Annotated in this window: 21 protein-coding genes; 16 read left to right on the top strand and 5 right to left on the bottom strand. The window is 73.8% G+C overall.

Features of this window, described 5'->3' with window-relative positions; genetic code table 11:
* Positions 1-19 precede the first annotated feature (19 nt).
* On the top strand, positions 20-955 hold the full coding sequence (locus tag E1B22_RS06505; RefSeq protein WP_243123194.1) for a histidinol-phosphatase: 936 nt from the start codon (positions 20-22) through the stop codon (positions 953-955).
* Between the two features lie 579 nt (positions 956-1,534).
* Positions 1,535-2,038, top strand: a complete 504-nt coding sequence (locus E1B22_RS06510; RefSeq protein ID WP_243123195.1) for a lytic transglycosylase domain-containing protein — start codon at positions 1,535-1,537, stop codon at positions 2,036-2,038.
* 220 nt (positions 2,039-2,258) lie between these two features.
* On the opposite strand, the gene E1B22_RS06515 is transcribed toward E1B22_RS06510, so the two are convergent.
* The 4 genes from E1B22_RS06515 to asnB form a co-directional block, all read right to left on the bottom strand.
* Entirely contained in the window at positions 2,259-3,185 is a 927-nt protein-coding gene (locus tag E1B22_RS06515; protein WP_207669847.1) for a MetQ/NlpA family ABC transporter substrate-binding protein, read from the bottom strand.
* Between the two features lie 301 nt (positions 3,186-3,486).
* Positions 3,487-4,209: a methionine ABC transporter permease gene (locus tag E1B22_RS06520; RefSeq protein WP_135225997.1), complete on the bottom strand. Its 723-nt coding sequence runs from the start codon at positions 4,207-4,209 to the stop codon at positions 3,487-3,489.
* 24 nt (positions 4,210-4,233) lie between these two features.
* Positions 4,234-5,136, bottom strand: a complete 903-nt coding sequence (locus tag E1B22_RS06525; RefSeq protein WP_243123196.1) for a methionine ABC transporter ATP-binding protein — start codon at positions 5,134-5,136, stop codon at positions 4,234-4,236.
* A 715-nt stretch (positions 5,137-5,851) separates the two neighbouring features.
* Positions 5,852-7,423, bottom strand: a complete 1,572-nt coding sequence (asnB, locus tag E1B22_RS06530) for an asparagine synthase B (RefSeq protein WP_135225019.1) — start codon at positions 7,421-7,423, stop codon at positions 5,852-5,854.
* Between the two features lie 369 nt (positions 7,424-7,792).
* Here asnB and E1B22_RS06535 point away from each other — a divergent pair, with 369 nt between their 5' ends.
* Genes E1B22_RS06535 through E1B22_RS06545 form a run of 3 tightly spaced genes read left to right on the top strand, consistent with a single transcriptional unit; the run spans position 7,793 to position 9,845 of the window.
* Positions 7,793-8,341 (top strand): branched-chain amino acid ABC transporter permease, encoded by a 549-nt coding sequence (locus tag E1B22_RS06535; protein WP_243123197.1) that lies wholly within the window; start codon positions 7,793-7,795, stop codon positions 8,339-8,341.
* Between the two features lie 5 nt (positions 8,342-8,346).
* Positions 8,347-9,117 (top strand): ABC transporter ATP-binding protein, encoded by a 771-nt coding sequence (locus E1B22_RS06540; RefSeq protein WP_135225020.1) that lies wholly within the window; start codon positions 8,347-8,349, stop codon positions 9,115-9,117.
* The gene (locus E1B22_RS06545; RefSeq protein ID WP_135225021.1) at positions 9,117-9,845 is read left to right on the top strand and encodes an ABC transporter ATP-binding protein; all 729 of its coding nucleotides are present in this window, start codon (positions 9,117-9,119) and stop codon (positions 9,843-9,845) included. The genes E1B22_RS06540 and E1B22_RS06545 overlap by 1 nt, the downstream gene beginning before the upstream one ends.
* 155 nt (positions 9,846-10,000) lie before the next feature.
* Here the strand turns inward: E1B22_RS06545 and E1B22_RS13240 are convergent, their stop codons facing one another.
* Positions 10,001-10,888 (bottom strand): hypothetical protein, encoded by an 888-nt coding sequence (locus E1B22_RS13240; RefSeq protein ID WP_243123198.1) that lies wholly within the window; start codon positions 10,886-10,888, stop codon positions 10,001-10,003.
* A gap of 291 nt (positions 10,889-11,179) precedes the next feature.
* On the opposite strand from E1B22_RS13240, the gene E1B22_RS06555 reads away from it, so the two are divergent.
* From E1B22_RS06555 to E1B22_RS06605, 11 genes are all read left to right on the top strand, one after another.
* Positions 11,180-12,118 carry a DMT family transporter gene (locus E1B22_RS06555; protein WP_135225022.1) on the top strand — a complete coding sequence of 313 codons (939 nt, stop codon included), beginning with the start codon at positions 11,180-11,182 and terminating at the stop codon, positions 12,116-12,118.
* A 302-nt stretch (positions 12,119-12,420) separates the two neighbouring features.
* Complete coding sequence (locus tag E1B22_RS06560) at positions 12,421-14,028, top strand: hypothetical protein (protein ID WP_135225023.1); 1,608 nt, start codon at positions 12,421-12,423, stop codon at positions 14,026-14,028.
* Positions 14,029-14,170: 142 nt separating this feature from the next.
* Positions 14,171-16,000 (top strand): glycoside hydrolase family 3 protein, encoded by a 1,830-nt coding sequence (locus E1B22_RS06565; protein ID WP_243123199.1) that lies wholly within the window; start codon positions 14,171-14,173, stop codon positions 15,998-16,000.
* 92 nt (positions 16,001-16,092) lie between these two features.
* Positions 16,093-17,412: an exo-beta-N-acetylmuramidase NamZ domain-containing protein gene (locus E1B22_RS06570; RefSeq protein WP_207669848.1), complete on the top strand. Its 1,320-nt coding sequence runs from the start codon at positions 16,093-16,095 to the stop codon at positions 17,410-17,412.
* A gap of 13 nt (positions 17,413-17,425) precedes the next feature.
* Positions 17,426-19,303 (top strand): serine hydrolase, encoded by a 1,878-nt coding sequence (locus E1B22_RS06575; RefSeq protein WP_167758864.1) that lies wholly within the window; start codon positions 17,426-17,428, stop codon positions 19,301-19,303.
* 294 nt (positions 19,304-19,597) lie between these two features.
* A complete protein-coding gene (locus E1B22_RS06580; protein ID WP_135225025.1) occupies positions 19,598-20,971 on the top strand; it encodes a PTS transporter subunit EIIC in 1,374 nt (457 codons plus the stop codon).
* A gap of 417 nt (positions 20,972-21,388) precedes the next feature.
* Positions 21,389-22,303: an N-acetylmuramic acid 6-phosphate etherase gene (gene murQ, locus E1B22_RS06585; protein ID WP_135226000.1), complete on the top strand. Its 915-nt coding sequence runs from the start codon at positions 21,389-21,391 to the stop codon at positions 22,301-22,303.
* A gap of 140 nt (positions 22,304-22,443) precedes the next feature.
* The gene (locus tag E1B22_RS06590; RefSeq protein WP_243123200.1) at positions 22,444-23,250 is read left to right on the top strand and encodes a GntR family transcriptional regulator; all 807 of its coding nucleotides are present in this window, start codon (positions 22,444-22,446) and stop codon (positions 23,248-23,250) included.
* 67 nt (positions 23,251-23,317) lie between these two features.
* Positions 23,318-24,697, top strand: a complete 1,380-nt coding sequence (gene nagA, locus E1B22_RS06595) for an N-acetylglucosamine-6-phosphate deacetylase (protein WP_135225026.1) — start codon at positions 23,318-23,320, stop codon at positions 24,695-24,697.
* Between the two features lie 46 nt (positions 24,698-24,743).
* Positions 24,744-25,694 (top strand): glucosamine-6-phosphate deaminase, encoded by a 951-nt coding sequence (locus E1B22_RS06600; RefSeq protein ID WP_243123201.1) that lies wholly within the window; start codon positions 24,744-24,746, stop codon positions 25,692-25,694.
* Positions 25,687-26,721 carry an HAD family hydrolase gene (locus tag E1B22_RS06605; protein ID WP_135225027.1) on the top strand — a complete coding sequence of 345 codons (1,035 nt, stop codon included), beginning with the start codon at positions 25,687-25,689 and terminating at the stop codon, positions 26,719-26,721. The genes E1B22_RS06600 and E1B22_RS06605 overlap by 8 nt, the downstream gene beginning before the upstream one ends.
* Positions 26,722-26,935 lie beyond the last annotated feature (214 nt).

Below are 26,935 nucleotides of genomic sequence, written 5' to 3' on the forward strand. Positions count from 1 at the left end.
TTGCTCGACAGGGCGTCCGTTGAAGGAGGCGGCGGAGCGGCTGCGGCGGTCGGTGTTCGTGGAGGACGAGGGCCGGGCGGGCGCGGGCGGTGCTTGCCGCGGCCAGAGGCGGGCAAGGGGGATGGGGGCCGAAGCCATGCTGATCGACTACCACATGCACCTGGAGCGGGGCGGGCTGACCCGGGAGTACCTGCTGCGGTTCGTGGAGACGGCCCGGGCCCGCGGTGTGGACGAGATCGGCATCACCGAGCACGCGTACAACTTCGTCGAGGGGGCGCCGCTGCTGGGCCGCCCGTGGTACGTGGAGCGCTACAGCAGCGGCTTCCGCATGGCGGACTACATCGCCCTGCTGCAGGCCGCCCGCGCCGAGGGCCTGCCGGTGAAGGCGGGCATCGAGATGGACTACGTCCCCGGCCGGGAGGAGGACATCCGTGCCTTCCTGGCTGCCTATCCGCTGGACTTCGTCATCGGTTCGGTGCACTGGATCGACGACTGGGGCTTCGACCTGGATCCCGCCAGCTGGCCCGGGCGCGACGTCCGGGAGGCGTACCGGCGCTACTTCGACCTGGCGGAGCGGGCGATCCGCAGCGGGCTCTTCGACGTCTTCGGGCACCCCGACGTGATCAAGGTGTTCGGCTACAAGCTGCCGCCCGAATACCGGGACGAACTGGCCGAGTATCACCGGCGCCTGGCGCGGGCGGCGGCGGAGGCCGGGGTGTGCCTGGAGATCTCCAGCGCCGGGGTGCGCAAGCCGGTCGGGGAGTTCTACCCGGACCCGGGCATCCTGGATGAGGCGCGACGGCTCGGGGTGCGGGTGACCCTGGCCTCCGACGCCCACGAGCCCGAACACGTGGGATGGGCGTACCCGGAGCTGGTCGCCTACGCCCGGGCCCATGGATTCGAGACGGTGACGGTGTTCGAGGGGCGGGTGGGGCGACAGGAGCCGCTGGGATAGATCGCTTGGTGGACGGCGTTGGGGGCGTCCGACGGGGTGGACGGCGCGGGCGCCATGGGGAATCGCAGGACCCCATGGAGCGCGGCGCGCACGCCGGGGGCTCCCGGAGGGGCCGGCGGTCCGGGACGCCGACCGGTGGCCGCGGGTTCGGATGCCCCCGGGGCGATGGGAGGTGGTGGACGTGGCCGTCGGCGGGACATGGGGCATCGGGGACCGGGACCTGGAGCTCCTGCTCTGGGCGGCGGCCCTGCGGGCGCAACGAGCGAAGCGGCCCGCCGGCATCGGTGCATCGGGGCTGCAGGGTGCCGCGGGCGCCGCCGGGACCGACGCGACGCCCTCGGCCCCGATGCCATCCGGTTCGCAGCCTCCTGAGCCCGTCATCGGCGCCGCTTCCCGGGCCCGGCCAAACCCCGGGCACCTCGACTTCGCGGCGACGCTGGCGTCGCTCCTCGCGCTGGAGGGCTGGACGGGGGGAGCGGCGCTGGCGGAAACGGCGCTGGCTTTCGGCATCGCGGCGACGGGCGGACGCGGTTCCCCGGCGACGGTGGGGTGGGGCGCCCTCCCGGGGGCCAGCGGGTTGTGGGGGCCCTGGCGGCCCTGGGTGCGGCCGGGGCCGACGCCGCCAGCGCGGTCGCCAGCGCAGGAGGGACCCCGTCCGGGGACGATGCGTCGCCATGGCCCCGCGATCGGCTGGAGACCCTGGCCGATGTGGCCGCCCGCCGCCACGGCCTCGATCCCGCCCTGCTCCGCGCGGTGATCGAGGTGGAATCCGGCTGGAACCCGCTGGCACGCTCGCCGGCGGGCGCCCTCGGCCTGATGCAGCTCATGCCGGCCACCGCACGGGCGCTGGGTGTCACCGACCCCTGGGATCCTTGGCAGAACCTCGAGGCCGGCGCCCGCTACCTGCGCCAGCAGCTGGAGCGGTTTGGCGACATCCGCCTGGCCCTGGCGGCCTACAACGCGGGGCCCGGTGCCGTGCAGCGGTACGGGGACGTTCCTCCCTATCGCGAGACGCAGGCCTACGTGGAGCGGGTGCTGGCCCTGTGGCGCCGGGGCGGGGCCGATGCCGGCCTGCGCGGCTAGCCCCGGCGTTCGGGGGGTTCCGCCCTCCCGCCGTCCCCGTGTTCCTGCCCTCCACCGCATGCGGCGCGGTCTCGTCACCGGGTGCGCTCGCTGGATGCGGGCCGGTGGAACGGGACCTGCGGTGCTGGGAGGATGGACGCGGAAGGCCTCACCCGCGCCGCGGGTGAGGCCTTCCGCCTTCCGCCGGCAGGCGACCCGGTTGCACCCGCTCGCGGCGATCCTACTCCAACAGTTCCTGGGCGGGCACGACCGCGCCGTCGTAGTTCTCTTCGATGTACTCCTTGACCTCGGGACCCACCAGGACCTCCGCCAGCGCCTTGAGCTCCGGCCGGTCCACGTCCTCCGGCCGCACCACCAGCACGTTGGCGAAGGGCGAGTCGGCGTCCTCGATGAACAGCGGCTCGGGGTTCTTCATCGCCCCCGCCTTCTTCGCCTCCAGCACGTAGTTCGTGTTGATGGCCGCCAGATCCACGTCGGCCAGGGTGCGCGGGATCAGCTCGGCCGCCACCTCGCGGATCTCCAGGTTCTTCGGGTTCTCCACGATGTCCCGCACCGTGGCGGTGTAGTCCGCGCCCTCCTCGAGCTTGATCAGACCGGCCGACTGCAGGAGCAGCAGCGCCCGCCCGCCGTTGGTCGGGTCGTTGGGGATGGCCACCGTGGCGCCGTCCCGCAGCTGGCCGAGATCGCTGATCTTGTCGGAGTAGAGCCCCATGGGCTCGATGTGCACCTTGGCCAGCGGCGTCAGCTTTGTCCCGTGGTCCGCGTTGAACTGGTCCAGGTAGGGGATGTGCTGGAAGTAGTTGGCGTCCAGCTCGCCGTCCACCAGGGCCGGGTTGATCTTGGTGTAGTCGCTGAACTCGATGACCTCCAGCTTGATGCCCTGCTTCTCCAGGGCCGGCGCCGCCACGTCGCGGAGGATCTCGGCGTGGGGGACGGCGGTGGCGCCGACCTTCAAGGTGACGGATCCCTGCGTGCCCGCGGACCCGTTGCCGCCGGCCGCACCCTCATCGGCCGCAGCGCCGGACGAACCGGCCGACGGGCCGCCTCCGCAGCCGGCCGCCACGGCCGCCACCAGCAAGACCGTCAACGACATCGCGATCCGCCGGATCCAGCGCCGGCGCGGGGGGAGAGGGGAGCCTGCACGCATCGGGCTGCGACCTCCTTCCCGTCCACCGCTCGGCCGCGTTCGCCATCGGGCGGTGGACGTGGCTGTTCTCACCCATCGCGTCCCCATCACCCCCTCGCGGACGAACCGGCCGCTCCCGCGGACCATCCCCCATGCCCGCTTGCCGCGCCGACCCGGTGCCCAAGACCCGGCGTGCTCCATGGGCCGGGACGCCAAGCCGGATCGGGCGGCGGTCCCTGGCCGTCCCGAGCCGCGGCCCCCGGCGGCCGGAGGGCGGCGGACGCCGGTCCGCCGCCCTCCGGCCGCCGGGGGCGGTGCCGGCTCACCGGTGGTTGAGCCGCCGGGCCAGCGACTCGCCAGCCCACTGGACCAGCTGCACCAGCGCCACCAGGAGCACCACGCAGGCCAGCAACACCCCGGCCTCCCACCGCTGGTAGCCCATGCGGAAGGCCAGGTCGCCCAGGCCGCCGCCCCCGACGGCGCCCGCCACCGCGGAGAACTCGATGAGGCCCACGGTGGCGATGGTCACCCCCAGCACCACGGCGGGCAGCGCCTCGGGCAGCAGCACCTTGGTCACCACCTGCCAGGGGGTCGCCCCCATGGCGACCGCCGCGTCGATGGTGCCGCGGTCCACCTCCCTGAGCGCGGTCTCCACGACCCGGGCGACCAGGGGCGTGGCGGCCACCGCCATGGGCGGCACCGCGGCCGCGGTCCCCAGGGACGTGCCCACCAGCAGGCGGGTGAAGGGCGCCAGGGCGATGAGCAGGATGATGAAGGGCACCGACCGACCCGTGTTGACCACGAAGGCCAGGAGCGCCCGCAGCGGCGGGAAGGCGGCGATGTGCCCCCGGTCCATCACCACCAGGAGGGTGCCGATGGGCACCCCGGCCAGGGTCGCGAAGAGGATGGCGAGGCCCACCATGTACAGGGTCTGGCCGGTGGCCTCCACGATGTCGGGTCCGTACTCCGTCAGGGCCGCGAGCAGTTCGGCCAGTGGTGCGGGGACGAACCCCGCCGCCGTCAGGGTCGAACCGCCCGGCAGCATCGCGCCGGTTCCTCCCACGCACCGTCACCTCCCGACACGCCATGGGCCGGCGACGCCGGGCGCCGGGAGCCGTCCCGAGGCGGCCGGCAGCGGATGGGCGGCGTCGGGGAGCGGTTGGGCGAGGGGAGCACCCTGCCCGGCGGTCGCGATCCTCGCCGCGGCGTCGGATCCCGCGCCGTCGCCCGCCGCGGCCAGCAGGCGCCGGGTCGCCTCGGCCTGGGGTCGGCCGAACACCGCGTCCACGGGTCCGCACTCGGCGATGCGACCGGCGTCCATCACCGCCACCCGCTGGCAGGCCGCCCGCACCAGCTCCAGCTGGTGGGTGATCAGCAGCACCGTGATCCCCAGCTCCCGGTGGACCCGCTGGAGCAGCTCCAGCACCGTCCGGCTGGTGGCGGCGTCCAGGGCCGAGGTGGGCTCGTCGCAGAGCAACAGCTCCGGCTCCGTGGCCAGGGCGCGGGCGATGGCCACCCGCTGCTTCTGCCCGCCGCTGAGCTGGGCGGGGTAGGCGCTCGCCTTGTCGGCCAGCCCGACCCAATCCAGCAGCTCCTCGACCCGGTGCCGGATGCGGTCCCGCGGGACGCCGGCGATCTCGAGGGGCAGCGCCACGTTGCCCGCCGCCGTGCGGGACCAGAGCAGGTGGAAGTGCTGGAAGACCAGGCCGATGCGCCGGCGCTGCCGCCGCAGGGCAGCGCCCCGGAGCCGCGTGAGCTCGACGCCGCCGAGGCGGATGGACCCCGTCGTCGGGCGCTCGAGCAGGGTGATGCACCGCACCAGGGTGCTCTTGCCCGCCCCCGACGGACCGACGACGCCGAAGAACTCGCCCCGCCGAACCACGAGGTCGACCCCGTCCAGGGCCGTGGTGGTCCCGCGGCGGCCGCGGAAGACCTTCACCAGGTTGCGAACCTCCAGCATCGGTTCCGGCATCCGCATCACCCCCGTCGCCCGCGCCGGATCCGGGTTCGGCGGGGGCCCGCGCCCTCCACCGACCCGGCGGCCTCCGCAGCCGGTCGCCTCGGTCCGTGGCGACGCAGTGCCCGTTCAGGCGGGCCGGTTCGTCCACCAGGCGACCTCTCCGCACCCGGCCGCCTCGGTCCGCGGCGTCGCAGCGGGCAGCCCTGGTCCGCAACCGGGCGGTCCCGGTCCGGCGACGGGCAACAAAAAGCCATCCTTTCCGAGAGACGCAGAAAGGATGGCCAAAGGGTGCCATCCCTTCTTATCTCTCAGAACGGCGTCCCGGCACCAGGACGCGGTTCTGCGGGAGTTGGCACCACCCGGCGACCGCATCGGGCGCGGCCCCGCGGTCGCGCCCCCGCGACCAGCGGGCATCGCGGCGGCCCGACCCGAGACCGGACGCCTCCGCGGCCACCGCCGCCGGCGGGCCGAGCCGGAACGGCCGATGGGGCCGCGGTGCGGCCGCACGGAGGTTGCCGTGGCTTCATTGGGCCCGTCCCTCCGCCACTCTGGATAAGAAGAGATGCGGCGTATTCGGTTGTTCGTGGGCGCCGCCGGGACCGGGCGTCGGGCCGCGGTCCGGCGGTCGAGCCGGCTCGCGTGTACGCTGCCGATTATGCCGCCGGTTGTGCCCGCCTGTCAACCGGTGCCCCGTCCGGCCGCGTTCGTCCGGCTGGCTTGCCCGCCGTCACGGCGTCTCCGTCCCCGTGCGGGACGTCCGCTCCCGCCAGCCCGGGGCGTAGAGCTCGTGCGGGTTCAGGCTGCGGCTGCGTCCCACCAGCCGGGCGGCCAAGCGCGCCCGGGGGCCGAAGGCCTGGCAGAACCAGCGGAAGTAGAGGAGCTCCTCCTTGCTGCCCAGCTCCAGGCCCGGCCACGGCTGCCGGCCCTCCGCCCACTCGCGGTCGCTGACGGCGGCTTCGGCGAAGCGCTCCAGGGTGGGCCCCACGCCCGTGCCCATGGCGAACTTCGCCTTCTCCCGCTGCACCACGGCCGCGGGCAGGAAGCGGCGCGCCGCCTGGCGCAGGATCCACTTCTCGGTCCCGGTGCGGTCGTGGATCTTCCAGCGCGGGGGGATGCGCCAGGCCAGGTCGACCAGGGTCACCGAGAGGAAGGGGACCCGCCCCTCTAGGCCGTGGGCCATGGTCATGCGGTCGACCCGTTGCAGGTTCGTGTTGTGCAGCGCCAGGGTGATCTCCCGCAGCTCGTCCTGCAGCCGCGCCCGGATCTCCGGCCGCTTGAGGTACTGGTATCCGCCGAAGAGCTCGTCCGCTCCCTCGCCCGAGAGCACCACCTTGACGTACCGGCGCGCCAGCCGCGACACCAGGTACGTCGGGACGGCGCTGCGCACCAGCGCGGCGTCGAAGGACTCGAGCCGCCGGATGACCGCGGGCAGCAGCCCGATCAGCTCCTCCCGGGTGAAGGCGTACTCGTGGTGGACGGTGCCGAGGTGCGCCGCCACCAGCCGCGCGCGCTCCAGGTCCTCGCTGCCCTCCATGCCCACGGCGAAGGAATGGACCGGCTCTCCGGTCTCGGCCCGCACCTCCGCCACCAGCGCGGCGATCAGGCTGCTGTCCAGGCCCCCGCTGAGGAACACGCCCACCGGCACGTCGGCCACCAGCCGCCGCCGCACCGCCCGCCGCAGGCGGGCGACGAGCTCGTCCACGGCGGCCTCCGGGCTGGGCAGGTCGTACCGCACGGGGGGCAGCTCGTAGTACCGGACGAACCCGTCCCGCTCGGTCCAGTAGTGGCCGGGGGGGAACTCCTCGATGGTCTCCACGTGGGGCAGCAGGGCGCCGATCTCCGAGGCGAAGAGCAGCGCGCCATGGCGGTCGCGCCCGACGTAGAGCGGCTTGATGCCCAGGGGGTCGCGGGCGAGGAACAGGCCGTCGGGCGTCGCGAGGGCGAAGGCGAACATGCCGTAGAGCCGCCGCACCAGGGCCGGCCCCTCGTCCTCGTAGAGGTGGACCAGGACCTCGGTGTCGGTCTGGGTGCGGAGGCGGTGGCCGCGGGCGGCCAGCTCGTCCCGCAGCTCGCGGTAGTTGTAGATCTCGCCGTTGAACACCACGCGGATGGAGCCGTCTTCGTTGGCCAGGGGCTGGTGCCCGCCCGCCAGGTCGATGATGGACAGCCGGCGGTGTCCGAGGGTGATCCGCTCGCCGATCCACAGTCCCTGGTCGTCGGGCCCCCGATGTGCCATGGCCTCCAGCATGCGGCCCACCGCCTCGCCGCGGGGGGCGGTGGCGCCGGCGATGCCGCACATCGCGTCCCGCCTCCTTTCCGCCCGGCCGCTCCCGGCGCCCTTGTGCGCCGGCACGGCCGACTGACAAAAAGACCGGGTGCGTTGGCCCGCGGGCAACGTTCACCCGGTTTTCCTCACCCCGATGGAACGCCACGGGAAGCGCCGACGGAGCGTCACGGGTACGCCGATGGGGCCTTCGGTGCCAGTCCGTGCGCCTCCCATCACACCAGAAGGGGGGCGCGGTGTCAACTCGCCGGGCAGGCCGGTGGGTCCCTCGGGGCGTCGGCTGCGGTGGGCGCGAGCCGCCCTCCGTCCCTGGCGGGGAGGAATGACCCTCCTTTTGTTTCCATATCATGTCATACCAGTCTGTCTCCTTCAGCGCCCTGTTCGGTGGCCAAGGACAGCCGCATCGGCCGGGCCTGGAGCTACATCCGGGAGGACGAGGTGGCCGCGGCGGCCATGGGCATCGACACCGGCCGGTACAAGGTGCTGGCCTTCGCCGTCGGCGGCGCCCTGGCCGGGGTGGCCGGGAACCTGTACGCGGCGAAGATGGGGGTGATCGCGCCGGAGAGCTTCTCCTTCTGGGAGTCGGTGGTGATGTTCGCCATCGTCATCCTGGGCGGCACGGGCTCCATCCCCGGCGTGTTCCTGGGCACTTTCGCCATGGTGGTGCTGCCCCAGCTCTTCCGCGGGCTGGCCGACTACCGCATGCTGGTCTTCGGCGCGGCCATGGTGGTGCTGATGATCGTCCGGCCCGAGGGCCTCTGGCCCAGCCGGCGCTGGCGGCTGGCGATGCGGGGCGGCGACGGGTCGGCCGCCGTGCCGGGGGGCGCCGGCGGATGGCCCGCCGCGGCGGAGGGTGGGCTCCCCGGCGCGCCGGCAGGCGGCGCGGGCGACGGTCCGGGGGCGGCCGCCGGCGGTGCCGCCGGGGGGAGGTGAGGGCCGTGGCCCTGCTGGCCGTGGAGGGCGTGACCAAGCGCTTCGGCGGCCTGGTGGCCGTGCGGGACGTCAGCTTCGAGGTGCGCGAGGGCGAGATCCTGGCCCTGATCGGCCCCAACGGCGCCGGCAAGACCACGGTGTTCAACCTGATCACCGGGATCTACCGGCCCGACGCGGGCGACGTGTTCCTGGGCGGCCGCCGGGTCACGGGGCTCCCGCCCCACGCCATGGCCGCCCTCGGCGTGGCCCGCACCTTCCAGAACCTGCGGCTCTTCCGCAACTTGACGGTGCTGGAGAACGCGATGGCGGGACCCCATCACCGGGCGTGGGCGGGGTTCTGGGCCGCGGTGCTGCGCACCCCCGCCCAGCGGCGGGAGGAGGCCTGGATCCGGGCGGAGGCCGAGGAGGCGCTGCGCCGCGTGGGCCTGTGGGAGCTGCGCCACGCGCTGGCCCGCAACCTGCCCTACGGCCAGCAGAAGCGCCTGGAGATCGCCCGGGCCCTGGCCGCCCGGCCGCGGCTCCTCATCCTGGACGAACCGGCCGGCGGCCTCAACGAGCAGGAGCGCGCCGAGCTGGTGGAGCTGGTGCGGCGGGTGCGGGCGGACGGCATCACCGTGCTCCTCATCGAGCACGACATGAACCTGGTCATGGGCCTGTCCGACCGCGTGGTGGTGCTGGACAACGGCGTCAAGATCGCCGAGGGGACGCCGGCGGAGGTGCAGGCCGACCCCCAGGTCGTCGAGGCCTACCTGGGGCGGGAAGAGGATGAGTTCTGATGGCGATGCTGGAGCTGGCCGGAGTCCACGTCTTCTATGGGCCGATCCACGCCCTGAAGGGCATCGACCTGGCGGTGGACGAGGGCGAGATCGTCGCGCTGCTCGGGGCCAACGGCGCCGGCAAGTCCACCACGCTGCGGGCGATCTCGGGCCTGGTGCGGCCCCACCAGGGGAGCATCCGCTTCCGCGGGCAGGACCTGCTGCGCCTGCCCGCCCACCGTCTGCCCGCCCTGGGCATCGCCCACGCCCCCGAGGGGCGCCGCATCTTCGGTCCCCTGACGGTGGACGAGAACCTGACCCTGGGCGCCTACCCCCAGGCCGACCGGGCGGCGGTGGAGGAGACGCGGCGCTGGGTGTTCGATCTCTTCCCGCGGCTGAAGGAGCGGCGGCGGCAGCTGGCGGGGACGATGTCCGGCGGCGAGCAGCAGATGCTGGCCATCGGCCGCGCCCTGATGTCCCGGCCCCGGCTGCTTTTGCTGGACGAACCCAGCCTGGGCCTGGCGCCCCTGGTGGTGCGGCAGATCTTCCAGACGATCCGGGAGATCAACCGCCAGGGCGTCACCGTGCTGCTGGTCGAGCAGAACGCCCGGGCGGCGCTGAAGCTGGCCCACCGCGCCTACGTCCTGGAGACGGGGTCCGTCGCGCTGGCGGGCCCGGCCGCCGAGCTCGCCCGCGATCCGCGGATGCAGGCGGCCTACCTGGGCGGCCGGGCGGGCCGCGCCGGGTGAGGGCGCGGCCCGCCCGGCCGGGGCAGGCGTCCCGCCGCGGCAGGAAGGAAGCGCCAGCCCGCGGAACTACCGCAAGGGGGACCGGTGGCGAGCGGTGATCCCCCGGGTCGGCGCCGGGAGGGGCGACGGCGTGGGCCGCCCGCCGGGCGAACGGCTCACCCGGGCGAACCCGGGGCCGGCCCCGCCGGGCCCGGGTCGCCACCGGCCGCCGGGTCCGCCTCGCGGCCCCGGCGGCCGGCCGTCCCGTTGGCCCTCCCGGGCAGGGACGCGTCGGCCGGCCTGCCGTTGCCGGACTCCGGCTCGGGCGCCCGCGCGGCGCCCGAGCCGGAGTCCGGCTCTTCCGCCGCGCCCGCGGCCGCGCCGCCCCCGGCGTCGCCGGCGTCGCCCGCCGGGGGGTCCTCAGGTCCCTGGAGCGGAGGCCCCGCCTCCGCCTCCGGCGGGACGGCCTGGTCCTCGTCGTCCGCGTGCGCGGCGCGCTCCACGGAACCGGCACGCTCCGCCGTCCCGGTCGGGGAGCCGACGGCACCGGTTGGGGAGCCGGGGGCGGCGGGCGGGCCGGCAGAGGGGCCGGAGGGGGGCGCCGGTGTCGCCCCGCCAGCCGTCGCCCCTTGGGGGCCCGGGGGTTGCGCCGAGGGGGGCGGGGACGGCCGGCCTTCGGCCGCGGGGATCGCGACCTGTTCCAGACGTCGGGCGAGACGGTGAAGTTCGTCGGCCAGGCGGTGGAGCTCGTCGGCGAGCTGGGGCAGGAGGGGGGCCTGCTCCCCGCCCGTCCGCGGCGGCACGGGACGGGCGCGTCCCACGGCCACGCCCGGATCCCGGGCGGGGTCGCCCCCGAAGGTCTGCAGGACCTCCCACCGCATCGCCATCTGCTCGGGCGAGGGGGTGACCCGGGGGCCGGCGGCCTGCAACGCCTGGACGAACCGCTGGCACCCGTCCAGCACGGTGCCGCCCGCGTCCAGGGCCTCCTGCACGAAGGCCAGCAGCAGCCGGTCGGCCTCCGGTTCCCAGAAACGCAGGTGTTCGGGGATGCGTCGGGTGCTCATGCCCTTCACCTCGATCCGCCCTGGGGGCGAGTCGCTGCGGCCGACCGGGCCGCGGCGTGGGGGGCACGCCCCCCACCGCAGGGGGTGCCCGGGTCCGCCCCGAACGACGCCAGGCGGCGTTCGTCCGCAGGGAAGATGTCGGAAATCGTTAGCTGGTTCTGACAAGGGCTTCGGCAGGCCCGCCCGGGTTCCTGCGCCGGGCGGGCTGCCCGGGGACGCGGACGGATCCCGCCTCCACCGACGCCTTCACCTATAGAGATTACGCAGCCTCCCGCGGGTGGTGGACGACCCTTGGCTTACCTGCTGCTGGCGATCACCCCGCTGCTCTGGGCGGGCAACTGGACCATCGCCAAGGAGCTGGTGCGCCGCGTCCATCCCGCCGACCTGGTGCTGGTGCGGTGGGTGCTGGCGGCGCTGGTTCTGGCTCCCGTCGTGTACTGGCGGGAGGGCGGGCTCCCCCGGCCCCGCGGCCGGGAGTGGCTGGCCGTGGCGCTGTGCGGCCTGACCGGCATGGCGGGGTACAACACCCTGCAGTACATCGCCCAACAGCAGACCACCAACATCAACGGGACCCTGATCTACACGGCGTCGCCCGCCCTGACCTTCCTGCTGGCGGTGCCCCTGCTCGGGGAGCGGGTGACGGGGCGGCGGGCCGTGGGCGCCGCCTTGAGCCTCGCCGGGACGGCGTGGATCCTCTCCGGCGGGTCCCTGGCGGTGCTGCGGGCTTGGCGGTTCAACCCCGGCGACCTGCTGATGGTGGCCGCCTCCGCCAGCTGGGCCGTGTACACCGTGGTCACCCGGGTGGCGACGCGCCGCCTCTCGCCCCTGGGCCTCACCCTCTACGCCGCGGCGGCCGGCGCGGTGATGACCGCCGCCGTCCGCGGCTGGGACCTGGTGGCCCGGGCGGGGGCCTGGAGCCTCTCGCTCCGCGACACCTGGGCGGTGCTTTACATCGGGGTCGTCTCGTCCGCCGTCGCCTACCTCTTCTGGAACGAGGGCGTCCGCCGCATCGGTGCCGGCCCGGCGTCCATCTTCGCCAACCTCCTGCCGGTGTACACCGCCGCCCTCTCCATCAGCCTGCTGGGCGAGCGGCTGACGACGGCCCACGTGGTGGGGGGGCTCGCGGTCCTGGTCGGCGTGTACCTGGTGGCCGCGCCGGGCGGACCGGCGGCGCCCGTGTCCGTCCGCCCGGCGGCCCCGGCCGCCCGTCACCGGGCGGGCGACCGCTGATCCGCACCGCCCGATCCCTCGACCCCTCCCATCCATCGCAGGGCTCCCCTCCGCCGGTCCGCCCCGGCAGCGGATGGCGTTCCCGGCTGGAGCGGACCCCGTGCCCCGCGCCCTTCCCTCGCCCCTGGCCAGGGCCGGCGGTGACCGGAGACGATCCGCGGGGCCTTCGCGCCCACGGGGTCGAGGGCCGACGAGCACCGCGGGGTGGTCGCCCATCGCCGACAGCACCCGGCATCCTTCGCGGCAGGATCCGCCCGTGCCCCTGGCGAACGGTGGGCGGACACGCGCAGGAGGTGGGGGCGTTGCGGCGCCATCGGTTGGTGGGCCGACCGCATCCTGCTGCGGCCCGTCCGTGGATCACCCTCGCGATCCTCCTCGCCCTTCTCGCCGGCGCCGGCTGGGCCTGGTGGCGCTCGGGCACGAGGACCGACCCGGCGGCCCCGTCGGCCGGACCGACCGCCGGCCTGCCGCCGGGGTCGGATGCGACCGACGGCGCCCGGGGGCAGGAACCGGACGAGGGGGTGGGCACCCCGGGCGTCGACGCGAGGGGGACCGCGGCCGCGGACGGTGCGGGCAATCCCCTCTGGCCGGCGGTGCAACCGGTGGACCTGTCGGACGGGTCCGCGGTCAAGCCGCGCCCGGTGGCCATGGAGGCAGAGGGCGAGACCGGCGTCCTGGCCGTCCGCGGCCAGCGGCTGCGGTTCGTCAACCCGGACGGGATGGCGACGGAGATCTTTCGCCTGCCTCCCGGCCACCGCTGGGCGAGCCCGGTGGTGCCGGCGCCGGACGGGAGCGCCGTCGCCTTTCTCACGCGGGCCGAAGCGGGCACCCCCTACCTCTGGGTGGTGCGCAGCGACCTGACGTCGACCCCCTACGCCGTGCCCGAGGACGTGCGCCGCCCCGCCACCATCGCCTGGGCCGGGCCGGAGACGCTGGCGGTCGGCGATCCTCCGTACCTCTGGCAGCTGGAGTCGCGACGCTGGTCCCGGCTGCCGGGGGAGCGGCTGGCCTGGGCCGGGCCGCCCTCGCCGGACGGGCGGTCCTGGGCCTACGGCGCCCTGGGCGCGGAACCGGGTGGCGGGGCGCACCTGTACCTGGTCGATCTCCCGCGGGGCGAGGCACGTCCCGTGGACCTGGCCAGCGGCCGGGGCGCGGTGGCGCTCCCCGGGCCGTGGCTGGACGAGGGACGTTTCCTCGCCGCGTTGGTGGCCGGCGGGCCCGAGGCCGTCGGACGAACCGGCGAAGCGCCGGGTCCCGTGCAGCGGGTGGTGACGGTCGAGGTTCCCACCGGCCGCGCCGAGCCGGTGTTCGCCGACCCCGGCGTCCCGTGGCGGGTGCTGGGGGCCAGCCCGGACGGGCGCTGGTTGGTGTTGGTGCCCGGGGCAGGGCCGGGACAGCCGAGGGCGGACGGCGGCGCCCGTTCCGGTGGCCCGGCGGGCAGGGGGTCGTGGCGCCTGGTGGACGTCACCACCCGGGAGGCCATCGACCTGCCGGCGGGGCTGGTGCAGGCGGGCGTCGCGTGGGATGGCGGCGGCCGGCGCCTCTTCTATCTGGTGGCCGCGGGCGGCAGCGTCCGGCTCGAGGCGCGCTCCCTGGGCGGCCGCCCAGGGGCCGGTTCGTCCGCCGGGCAGGGCGGGGCCCCCGGGAGCCCGGGCACCGCGGAGGGTGGGGCGGATGCCGACGGGGGGGCGTCCGTCGCGCCCGCACCGGCTCCCGCTGCCAGCGAGACCTGGCCTCCGGTGCGGACGGCCCCCGGAGCGATCCGCCGGCTGCTGGGCGTGGACCCGGGTGCCGGGGTCGCCTGGGTCGAGCTCCAGGGCGACCCGGATGCGACGGAGGGCTCCGAAGGCGCCGAGGGCCGCGTGGCCCGCTGGCTGCTGACGGAGGGGCGCCTGGAACCGCTCGAGTAGCAGCGGTTCCCCCGGCGGCCGGAAGCGGTTCCGCCGGCGTCGCCCGCGGCGGAGGCATGGCCAGAAGATGGAAGGGCGTTGCGAATCGACTTGTATAGATGACTTGTATAGATGATCAGAAGTCCAAGAGGGGGTGCCAGCCGTGCGGAGGCGGCGAGGGCGGGGCCGTAGGGTCCTGGGGATGCTGGCGGTCGTCGTGTGGGTGGCCGGGTTCGTCCTGTCGGTCCCCGCCGCGGCCGGCCCGGCGCGGGACGGGGTGAAGGGCCCGCCGGGCGGCTGGGGGGACGAGCGGGTCCGTCGCGGGTGGATCCAGCGGATCGTTGCCCGCATGACCCTGGAGGAGAAGGTCGGCCAGATGTTCATGATCGACGTCTACGGGCGGACCCCCACCGACCCCGACTACGAGGACGAGAACCTGCGGTCGGGGCGCGGCGTGCGCAACTTCGCCGAGGCCATCCAGCGGTACCACGTGGGCGGCTTCATCTACTTCAACTGGAACGGCAACATCGGGATCCCCCTGGATCCGCAGCAGGTCCAGAGCCTGTCCAACGGGCTGCAGCAGCTGGCCCGCCAGCAGCGCGTGCCCATCCCGCTGCTGATCGCCACCGACCAGGAGGGCGGCATCGTCGCCCGGGTGCGGCAGCCGGCGACGGAGTTCCCCGGCAACATGGCCCTGGGCGCCACCCGGTCGGCGGAACTGGCCGAGGCGGCGGCCCGGATCACCGCCCGGGAGCTGCGGGCGCTGGGCATCAACATGAACCTGGCGCCGGTGCTGGACGTGAACGTCAACCCGGCCAATCCCGTCATCGGCGTGCGCTCCTACGGCGAGGACCCGGAGCTGGTGGCCCGCCTGGGCGTGGCGCAGGTCCGGGGCTACCAGGGCGAGGGCGTCATCGCCACGGTGAAGCACTTCCCCGGCCACGGCGACACGGACGTCGACTCCCACTACGGGCTGCCCATCATCCACCACGACCGGGAGACCCTGGAGCGGGTCGACCTGCGCCCGTTCCGCGAGGCCATCGCCGCGGGCGTCGACGCGGTGATGACCGCCCACATCGTGGTCCCGGCGCTGGACGACGCCGGCCTGCCGGCCACCCTGTCCCGCCCGATCCTGACCGGCGTGTTGCGGGAGGAACTGGGCTTCGACGGGGTGATCATCACCGACGCCCTGGGGATGCAAGGGGCGCAGGTCCTTCCCCCCGAGCGGATCCCGGTGGAGGCCATCAAGGCGGGGGCGGACATCCTGTTGATGCCTCCCGACGTGTCCCTGGCGTTCAACGCGGTGGTGGATGCCGTGCGGCGGGGGGAGATCGCCGAGCGCCGCATCGACCAGTCGGTGTACCGGATCCTGGAGCTCAAGATGCGCCGCGGCCTCTTCGCCTGGGATCTGCCCGGCGCGGCGGACCTCGCCCTCCTCGGCACCGCGGAGAGCCAGGCCGTGGCGCGCCAGGCGGCGGACCGCAGCATCACCCTCCTGCGCAATGAGGGGTCGGTGCTGCCCCTGGGCCGCGGGACCCGGGTGACGGTGGTCGGTCCCCGCACGGCAGGGGCCGAGCTCCTGGCCAGCGAGCTGGCGGCCAAGGGGTTGGCGGTGACGGCCCTGGGCACGGGGCTCAACCCCACGGCGAGCGAGCAGGACGAGGCGGTCCGCCGGGCCGCGGCGGCGGACGCGGTGGTGGTGACCACCTACAACGCGCCTTCCTACCCAGGCCAGGGGCAGCTGGTGGGACGCCTGGTGGCCACGGGCAAACCGGTGATCGTGGCGGCGACCCGCAACCCCTACGACGCCATGGTGCTACCGGCGACAGCCGGCTACCTGGCCACCTACGGCCACCAGCCCGTGTCCCTGGCGGCCCTGGCGCGAGTGCTGGTGGGCGAGGTGAACCCGTCCGGCCGCCTGCCGGTGACGGTGCCCGGGCTCTTCGACTACGGTGCGGGATTGCGCTTCGATCCGGGCTCCGGGGCGCAGTAGCCCCGGAGCCGTACCCTTGGGGGACCGCGGGCATGGGACGTCCGGGCCCGGGGTTGGCCCGGGGAAACCGGTTCCGCGAGGAGGGGTGTGCGATGAAGCCATCCGCGAGGGGGCGGCTTCGTCCATCCGGGGCGGCCTCGCTGGCCTCGATGCTCATCGTGGCCCTCGCCGCCTTGGCCCTGGCCACCTTCGGGGCGGAGGGACGGGGTGCCACGGCCCGGCAGCGGGTCCGCACGGGCCTGGAGGTGCTGCTCGACCATCGGCTCGACCTCATCCGGGGAAAGCGGGTCGGCATCATCACGAATCCCACGGGGATCCTGCCGGACCTGCGCCACGGCGTGGACGCCCTGGCGGCGGCGGAGGGCGTCGAGCTGGTGGCGATCTTCGGCCCGGAGCACGGCTTTCGCGGCTCGGCCCAGGCCGGCGGGTCGGAGGGCAGCTACGTGGACGAGCGCACCGGCGTGCTCGTCTACGACCTCTACGGGAAGGACCGGGACGCCATCGCCCAGCTCTTCCGCCAGACCGGGGTGGACGCCGTGCTCTTCGACATCCAGGACGTGGGCACCCGCTACTACACCTACATCTGGACCATGGCCGACGCCCTGGAGGCCGCCGCGCTGACGGGGACGGAATTCATCGTCCTCGATCGGCCCAACCCCACGGGCGGCATCCGGGCGGAGGGACCCGTGCTGGACCCGGCCTACAGCAGCTTCGTCGGCCGCTATCCCATCGCCCAGCGCCACGGCATGACCGTGGGCGAGCTGGCCCTGATGTTCAACGAGGTGTTCGTCCCCGAGCGCACCGGCGGGCACAGGGCGCGGCTCACGGTGGTCCCCATGCAGGGCTGGTTCCGCGACATGTACTTCGAGGAGACCGGTCTTCCGTGGGTCATGCCCTCGCCCAACATGCCCACGGTGGACACCGCCATGGTGTACATCGGCACCGGCCTCATCGAGGGCACCAACCTCTCCGAGGGCCGCGGCACCACCCGACCCTTCGAGCTGGTGGGCGCGCCCTACGTGGACTGGCGCCTCAGCCAGCGCCTCGACAGCCTGAACCTGCCCGGCGTGCGCTTCCGCGAGGCCTACTTCGCGCCGACCTTCAGCAAGTATGCGGGGCGGACCGTGGGCGGCATCCAGCTGTACGTCACCGACCGCGACCGGTTCGACCCGATCCGCACGGCCATCGCCATCATGGTGGAGGCGAAGCGGCTCTACGGCGACCGCTTCCAGTGGCGGTCCGACCTGTGGATCGACCGACTCACGGGGTCGAGCTACGTGCGCACGGCCATCGATGCGGGCCGCGGCGTGGATGAGATCGTCGCCGGTTGGCAGCGGGATCTGGCGGCGTTCAACGCCCTCCGCGAGCGGTACCTTCTGTACCGTCTCCGCGGTGGCGGCCGCTTCCGGTGAGGGGGGAGTTACCATGCGTAAGCCGCGCGGAACGGTGGCCGTGCGAGTCCTGGCCCTGGCGCTCCTTCTGGCCGTGACCAGGACCGCGGCAGGCGGGGCCGTGGCGGCAGCGGCGGCTCCACCCGTCCGGTCGTCCCCGACACCGCGGGAGCCGGGACCGTCGATGGAAGCCGAACGCGGCGGTGCAAGCAAGGCCGGCAGGGATGAAGGCAGGGCCGGGGCCGGGATCCCGCCGACCACGGCGGCGGACTGGTGGTCGCGCAACCCATCCCGGCTGCTGCAACCGGGGACGCCGGAGGACGCCGGCATGATCGGCGCCTACCTGGACCGGATCGACGGTGCCGTCCGCACCGGGATCGAGGCCGGCGTCTTCCCGGGGGCGGTGGTGTTGGTCGCGCGGCACGGCCGCATCGTGAAGCACCAGGCGTACGGCCATGCCCTGAAGTACGCCACGGACCGGGAGCCCCTCCCTCCGTCCGCCTGGCTGCCGATGCGGCCAGACACCGTGTTCGACCTGGCGTCGGTGACCAAGCTCTTCACGTCCATTGCCGTCATGCAATTGGCGGAACGCGCGCGGATCGACCTGGACGACCCCGTGGCGAAGTACGTGCCGGAGTTCGGTCTAGCAGGCAAGGATTTCGTGACAGTTCGGCAACTCCTGACCCATACGTCGGGCCTTCCGGCCTGGAAGCCGCTCTACACGTGGCCGGGGACGCCCGCCGACCGGTTGCGGGCTGTCCTGGAGACTCCGCTGACCGACCCTCCAGGCACCGTGTACCGTTACAGCGATCTGGGGATGATCGTCCTTGGCGTGCTCGTCGAGCGGGTCTCGGGGTTGCCGCTGGACCGTTACATCGCGGAACACATCACCGAGCCTCTGGGTATGAGGGACACGATGTTCAACCCACCCGCATCCTTGCGGGAACGCATCGCCGCCACGGAGTATCAGCCCTGGACGAACCGCAGCCTGGTTTGGGGTTCCGTGCACGACGAGAACGCCCATGCGCTGGGTGGGGTGGCCGGGCATGCCGGGCTGTTCTCCACAGCCCGGGATCTGGCTGTCTTGGCGCAGGCACTGCTGAACGGTGGGCGCTACGGCAACGCCCGGATCCTGAAGCCGCAAACGGTGAGCGCGATGATGGTCAACCAGCTGCCTGAGATGCTGGGGAACGATCACGGTCTCGGCTGGGAACTCAACCAAGGATGGTACATGGATGCCTTGGCATCACCATTCACCGCGGGACACACGGGGTACACCGGTACGTCCCTGGTTATCGACCCGCGCTCGGAGACGGTGGTCGTCCTGCTGACGAACCGCGTCCACCCGACGCGCAACGGAGGTAGCGTCAACCCCTGGCGACGCCAGGTGGCCCGTCTGGTGGCCCGATCGCTGCCGGTACGACCTTGGAGCGGCCAACGAGCTTGGTACGGCGGCATGGGTGACGGCGTTGAGCACACGCTACAGCGGACCATCCCGGTCGACGGCCCGGCTACGCTGCGATTCCACACCTGGTTCGATCTCGAGGAGGGCTTCGACTTCGGCTACGTGGAGATCTCGTTGGACGGGGGTCAGCACTGGGAACCCTTGCGCGGGCGGCTCAAGGTCCCGCCATCCACGGGGGCTGGGGCCATCGGCGGAGCCTCGGTTGCGGTGGAAGGCGTCCTGACCGGTTCCTCGGGTGGCCGGTGGCTGGAGGCGGAACTCGACCTCCCCCCTGCCCGTGGATGGGTCACCCTTCGCTTCCGCTACGTCACGGACGCTTCGGTCAACGGGCGGGGCTGGTACGTGGACGAGGTCGTGGTCGTCGGGCAGACGGGGATGATCTGGCGGGACCGGGGGGACACGGAGGCAGGGTGGACGGCAAAGGGCTGGACGCTGAGCACCGACTGATGGGTTCTTCCGGAGTGACGGTCGGCCTGGCGGGCCGGCCGTTCCCCAGTCGCCAACCGAGGCGACGTCCACCGACGCGGCGGGAGCCGGAGGCCCCGCCGCGTATTGCGTCCCATTGCGGTCGATGGGGCCGGTTCCGCAGGCAGAACCGGGGCGCCGTGACGGATCACGGGTCGCTTCCCCGGATTCGGCGGCAGGAGGGAAAGTGGTCAAGGTGGTATATACATTCTATCCAGTTCCCCGCCAGGCCATCGGGCAGGGTCGGGGGACCATCCTGTGAGGGGGTGCGTCCGCGTGGCCGAAGAACGAGCCATCGCGCAGACCATACTCGACGTCGTGGGGCGGGCGAACGTCCGGGCTGCCGAACACTGCATGACGCGGCTGCGGCTGGATCTGGCCGACGTGGAGTCCGTCGACCCCAACCGTCTCAAGAAGATCAGCGGCGTCAAGGGTGTGGTGCGGACTGGCAACCAGCTGCAGATCATCTTTGGTCCCGGTCTGGCCGAGCGCGTCACGGCGGCGGTGGCGGCCGAACTGCGGTCGGGAGGTGGGAGCGCGCCGCAGGCCAAGGTGGAGCCGTCCGAGGCGGGCGCCGAGACGCGCCCGGGCGGCGTGCGCAGCTTCCTCAAACGGATCGCCAACATCTTCCTTCCCTTGTTGCCTGCCATCATCGGCAGCGGTCTCATCATCGGTCTGACCAACTTCTTCGTCCGGATCGGCTGGATCACCGACCAGACCACCGTGGCGGGCGTCCCCGTACTAGCCGTTCTCCAGGTCCTGGGCGGCACCTTTCTAGCGTTCATGCACATCCTCGTGGGGATGAACGCAGCCCGGGAGTACGGTGGCCCTCCGGCCATCGGCGCCTTGGCCGGGATGCTCCTGATCGCGCCGAGCCTGCAGAACATCCCCAACATGGCGCCCGGCCGGGGTGGTATCATCGGCGCCCTGATCGCCGGCGCGTTCCTGGGGTGGTTGTACAAGACCGTCAATCGGCGGATGCCCGACACCATCAGCGTGATGGCGAGCCCGTTCATCACGGTGCTGGTGGGTGGCGCGGTAATCCTGTTCGTCGTACAGCCCGTCGGTTTTTACGCGTCCAACTGGATCGCCAACGGCGTGAAGGCCCTGCTGGACGTGGGCGGTCCGCTGGTGGGCGCCGTGCTGGCCGGGACCTTCTTGCCCATGGTCATGTTGGGGATCCACCAGGGAACGGTGCCGATCCACGTGGAGCTCATCAACTCCCTCGGCAACACCCCGTTGCTGCCCATCTTGGCCATGGCCGGCGCGGGCCAGGTGGGCGCGTCGTTGGCGGTCTACGTGAAGACGCGCAACCGCGAGTTGCGCCAGATCATCCTCAGCGCGCTGCCTGTGGGCATCCTGGGCATCGGCGAGCCGCTGATCTACGGCGTGACGCTGCCGCTGGGACGGCCCTTCGTCGCCGCCTGCCTGGGCGGCGCAGTGGGCGGTGCCTTCATCGCCGTGACCAAGATCGGTGCACTGGCTCTCGGGGTCTCCGGGGTACTCCTGGCCTTCCTGGTGACCAATCCGGCGCTGTACCTGTTGGGGATCCTGATCTCGTATATCGCCGGATTCGCCATCTCGTACGCCATGGGATTCGACGAGAGCCTGGCGCAGAACAGCCAGACCTTCGCCTTCACCGCCGACTGACTGCGCCGAGGGCCGCGGGCTCCAACTGCGGGAGGCTCAACCAGTCACTACCCACCGGTTGGTGTGGTGGTGCGCCGGACGACCCCAGCGGGCGTGGACCGGCTCGCCGGCGCACCCGACGGGGGTTTCCTGCCCGGTGGCGGGGACGGGTCGCAGCCGGCGAGCCCCCGCCCGTGCGGGACGGATGCCGGCCGCTGGGGTGGCCGGCATCCGTCCCGCTTCGGGGCTCAGCGGGCTTGCCCATCGGACCATGATCGCGCGACGCGTTCCGTAAGCCGTGACGTCGACGGGACGTCGTGCGGGCGAGGAGGAGTGGACGTGAACAGCGGACAAGAGGGGAACAGGCCCCAGGGCGGTTCCGTGCCGTCCCACCGCGGAGTCACGGAGCGGGCGGACTCCGCCCCCACGAGCCGCCGGGTGGACCTGGCGCGGCTGGTGACCGAACAGCCCAACCCGGCCACGGCGACCCTGGACACTCTCGACGCCCGGGAGATCTGTCGGCTGATCAACGCCGAAGATCACAAGGTGGCTCCGGCCGTGGCACAGCAGCTGGACGCCATCGCCGTGGCCGTGGAGCGCATCGCGGAGGCCTTGCGGAAGGGGCACCGCCTGTTCTACGTGGGCGCAGGGACCAGCGGCCGGCTCGGCGTCCTGGATGCGGCCGAGTGCCCGCCTACTTTCGGGACGGACCCCGAGATGGTCCAGGGCATCATCGCCGGCGGTCCCGTGGCCCTGACACGCGCCGTCGAGGGTGCGGAAGACGACGCCGCGGCGGGCCGCCGCGACCTGGAAGCCCGCGGCGTGGGATCCGGCGACGTGGTGGTCGCCCTGTCGGCCAGCGGTCGAACACCCTACTGTCTCGGTGCCCTGGAGCTGGCCAAGGAAGTCGGCGCCTTCACCGTCGCCGTGACGTGCAACCCCGGCTCCGCCATGGGGGCCGTGGCGGACCTGGCCATCGAGGTGGTCGTGGGACCGGAGGTGCTGGCCGGTTCCACCCGGATGAAGGCCGGCACGGCGCAGAAGATGGTGCTCAACATGCTGAGCACCGCCGCCATGGTTCGCCTGGGCAAGTGCTACGGCAACCTGATGGTCGACGTCCGGCCGACCAACGAGAAGCTGGTGGAACGGGCGCGCCGCATCGTCATGCGGGTGGTGGGGTGCGACTACGAGACGGCCGCCGGACTCCTGGAACGGTCGGGAAACCAGGTAAAGGTGGCGATCGTCATGGGAGTCACGGGGTTGGATGCCGCCGCGGCGCGGCAGCGCCTCGAAGAGCACGGCGGATTCGTCCGGCGGGTGTTGGAAGCCGTTGGACCCTCCGACCGACGCTGACTCCGACCGCGCCAGGCTGTCGATGCGCAGGAGCCAACGTCGCCGATGGCGGTGGACGACGAGACGGGCTTCGACGTTGGCCTTGTCGGGCCATGCGCGGGTACCTTGGCCTTGTGAACGGGCGGGTGGGGGGGAACCCGTTGATCCGGGGACCCGGTGGACGCGCGACGCTGTACGTCGAGATCATGGAGTACTTGCGGCGCCAGATTCGGGAAGGGCACCTGCGCCCGGGGGATCGCATCCCGTCGGAGCGGGAGTTGGCCGAACGGTTCGGCGCCAGCCGCATGACGGTGCGCCACGCCCTGGACCAGCTGGCCTGGGAAGGCGTGATCCGGCGGGAACAGGGGCGCGGCAGCTTCGTCGCCGAGCCGAAGATCCCGCTGGGTTTGCAGTTCCTCACCAGTTTCTCGGAAGACATGCGGCGTCGGGGGTTGGTGCCGTCGTCGCGCCTCATCTCCGTGGCGGTGGTCGAGGCCGAGGACGCCGTGGCCGAGCACCTGGGGTTGGCGGTGGACCGGCGAGTCACGTCCCTACGCCGGGTCCGGTACGCCAACGACGAGCCGCTGTCCATCGAGCACGTCCAGGTCCCATTTCGGCTCCTGCCCGACCTGGCCGACCACGTCCGGGCGCAATTTCGGGGCAACCGCGCCACCGCCTTCTCCCTGTACGAGCGGTTCGAGCGGATGGGCATCGTGCTGCAGCGAGCGCGCCAGACCATCGAAGCCGCCGTGGCCACGGTGGAGCACGCCCGGTGGTTGCACGTGCGGGAAGGGGCACCCTTACTGTTGCTCACCCGCGTCAGCTATGACACCACGGGCCGCCCGGTGGAGCTGGTCCGCTCGTGGTACCGAGGGGACCGCTACCGGTACGAGACCGAGCTGGTGAGGCCCGCTGCCACCACCCATGCGCTGCCCGCCGCGGCGGGGGACGAGCCGGCGGCGCAGTGACCCGCGGATGGGGTGACGCCCGGTCCCTTCGGGGGCCCCGAGGGTCGTTGGAGGGGGTGGAGGACGGATGGACCGGAGGACGGTCGCCGCCGGCGAACAAGTCCTCTGCAGCCGCCGCATCGTCGTGCCCGGTGGCGTCATCGACGGGTACGTCCGCATCGTCGGCGGGCGGATCGCGGAGGTGGGGAGGGGCGAGCCGCCCGCCGGGCCGCGGGGAAGGGAGACCCGCTTCGACCTGGGCGATGCGGTGCTCATGCCGGGCATGATCGATCTGCACATCCACGGACTGGGCGGCTGGGACACCTACGACCTGCGGCCGGAGGCGGCGCGGTCCCTGGGCCTCCTGCTGGCGGCCACCGGGACCACCGCCTACTGGCCGACGCTGGCCACGGCGGCGTGGAGCGACATGGAGGCGGCGTGCGCCTTCTGGGGGGCATTCATCCGGGAGGCCTGGGGCGGCCCGCTGCCCGCAGCGGGGCCGGTTCGTCCAGACACCGGGCGGGAGGCGGCCGCGGACGAACCGGCGGCGGCCGCGGCCCCGACGACGTCGGGTGCGGCCGCGGTCGCAACCCATCCCGCCCGGGCCGCCGGCGCGCGGCCGCTGGGCCTGCACCTGGAGGGGCCCTTCCTCAACCCCCGCAAGCCGGGCGCCATGCGCCCCGAGTGGATGGTGCCGCCCGATCCGGAACGGCTCGAGGTGCTGCTGGCGCAGGCGGCGGGGACCGTGCGGCGGGTCACCCTGGCACCGGAGCTGCCGGGAGCCCTCCAGCTGGTGCAGCGGCTGCGGGCCCTGGGCATCGTGGTGGCCGCCGGGCACAGCGAGGCCAGCTACGAGCAGGCGGAGGCGGCGCTGCGGGCCGGGGTGAGCCTGGGCAACCACGTCTTCAACGCCATGCCGGCGCTGCACCACCGCGACCCCGGCCTGGTCGGGGCGGTCATGGACCTCCCCTTCGACGCCGAGCTGATCGCTGACGGGGTGCACGTCCACCCGGTGGCCATGCGGATCCTCTGGCGGCTCAAGGGGACCGAGCGGCTGGCGGTGATCAGCGACGCGGTCGCGGCGGCGCTGCTGCCGCCGGGACGGTACGACCTGCGCGCCTTCGTGGCCGAGGTGCGGCCGGACGGGACCAGCCGGCTGCCCGACGGCACCCTGGCCGGGAGCACGGCCACCATGCTGCGGTGCCTCCAGGTCCTGGTGGAGCGGGTGGGCGTGCCGTGGCCGGAGGCCGCCCGCATGGTGGCCGCGGTGCCGGCCCGCATCGCGGGGGTGGGCGAGCGCAAGGGCGCCATCGTCCCGGGCTACGACGCCGACCTGTTCGCCCTGGACACCGGCGTGGACGGCGGGTGGCGGGTCGTGGCAACCTGGGTGGAAGGGGTGCCCGTCCACGGCCCCGAGCGGCCGCTGGCGGTGGACGCGCTGCTCAACACCACCCGCCGCGCGGACTGACGAGTCGCACCCCGTTGCGCCAGCACGACGACGAGGAGGCCCTGCCATGGCACCCCGCATCCGCATCGCCGATTCCTACGAAGCCATGAGTGCGGCGGCCGCCGAGGCCATCGCCCGCCGCCTGGCGGCGCGGCCGAGCCTGCGCCTGGCCCTGCCCACGGGACACACCCCGCTCGGCATGTACCGCCGCCTGGTGGAGATCACCCGGCGCGAGGCGCTCTCCTGGGGCCGGGCGCGGATCTTCCTGCTGGACGAGTATCTGGGGCTCGGTGCCGAGGATCCCCGCTCGTTCCGCCGGTACATGGAGGAGCACCTCCTGCGCCACCTGGATCCGGCGCCGGCCGTCGACGCCCTGGACGGGCGGGCCGCCGACCCGGCGGCCGAGTGCGCGCGCTACGAGGAGGCCCTCGCCCGGGAGGGGATCGACCTGGTGGTGCTGGGCATCGGCCGCAACGGCCACATCGGCTTCAACGAGCCGGGGTCGCCCTTCGACTCCCGCACCCGCGTGGTCACCCTGACGGCGGAGACGCGGCGCGCCAACGCCCGCGACTTCGGCGGCGACCCCGACGCCGTCCCGCCGCGGGCGCTGACGGTGGGCATCGCCACGATCCTGGAGGGAAGGGAGATCTTCGTCCTCGCCGCCGGGCAGGCCAAGGCGCCGGCGGTCGCCCGGGCCATCCACGGCCCCGTGGATCCCTCCCTGCCCGCGTCCGTCCTGCAGCGCCACCCCCAGGTCACCTGGTTCCTCGACCGGGAGGCCGCCCGCCTCCTGGACGGCGCGGGAACGGTCGCGGCGGCCGGCAGCGGCGCCCGCCCCATCCCAGGCGGCGACGGGGCCCGGCCGCCGGCCGGCGGGCCGCCCGATGGCGACCCGACGGCATCGGGGAGGGGACACCCCGCCCGCGCCGGAGGGACCGGCGCGGGCTCCGCCCCGCGCCGCCCGCGGCCGGTGCGGCCCACGCCGGCCGGCGAGCCCGGGGTGGACCGCCGTGGCTGAGGAACGGGCCGCCGCGGCCCGACCGACGGGCACCGGCCCGGCGGGGGACGCGGGCCGCCGCGGGGTGGACGGCGCGGGCAGGGCGGAAGGGGGTCCCGGCCGCGCCTACCGTCTGCTGGCCCTCGACCTCGACGGGACGGTCCTGACGCCGCAGGGGAGCGTCAGCCCGCGGGTGCGGCGGGCGGTGCGGCGGGCCCTCCGGGCCGGGATCCGCGTGACCCTGGCCACGGGTCGGGTGCTCCCCTCCGCGTGGGTGTACGCGCGCCTGCTGGGCCTGCGCGGGCCGCTGGTGGTCAGCGACGGTGCGGTCCTGGCCGAGGTGGGGGTCCGCGGTGCCCCCGCCGCCTCCGGTCCCGGGGCCCGGCCCCGCGGGCCCTGGCGCGTGCTGGACGTCCGGCCCTTCCCCCGCGACCTGGCGGCGGCGGTGGTGGACGATCTGCTGGCGGCGGGCTGCCCCGTGGTCGTGCAGTTCCCCGAGTTCCTGGCCAGCAGCCGGCGCCCGCCCGTGGGCACCCTGGTGCGATCCCTGGCGCTGCCGTCCCTGCGTCACTACTGGGTGCTGCGGCGGTACGCACGGGTCGTCCCCGGACCGCGGTTGGCCCGCTTCGTGGCGGCGGCCCCGCAGCCGCCGGTGAAGATCTCGGCGCTGGGGCCGGCCGACGCGTTGCGTCCCCTGGAGCACCGGATCCGGGACCGCTATGGGGAGCGGCTCCGCCTCACCCACTCCGGGCCGGGGAGCTTCGACCTGCTGCCGCCCGGGACCCACAAGGCCTCCGGACTGGCGCGGCTCGCGGCGCGGTTGGGACTGGCCCGCGAGCAGGTGGTGGCGGTGGGGGACAACGACAACGACTGCGAGATGCTGCGCTGGGCGGGCCTGGGGGTGGCGATGGGCAACGCGGCCCCGGAGGTGCAGCGCTGCGCCGACCGGGTCACGGCCCCCAACTGGCAGGACGGCGTGGCCCGGTTGATCGAAGAGGTGCTCCTCGGCGGCGGCTCCGCCGTCGCCGAGGACCCGACCCACCGGTGAGCGCACCGTCGGGGGCCGTTGGACTCGCGGGCCGACCGCCGCCCCGGGGTGGCGGCCCTGCGAGGCGACGCGGCGACCGCACGGTCCCCGGGAGGACGACCCCCACACAGGTCGAGGCGACGGGGGCCGCCACCGGGACGACCGCCGAAAGCGGTGGCCGCCGAAAGCGGTACAATGCGATCGGGGCCTCTCCACGGGGCCCCCATCCTGCGAC

This window comes from Thermaerobacter sp. FW80 (assembly GCF_004634385.1).
GTDB lineage: Bacteria > Bacillota > Sulfobacillia > Thermaerobacterales > Thermaerobacteraceae > Thermaerobacter > Thermaerobacter composti.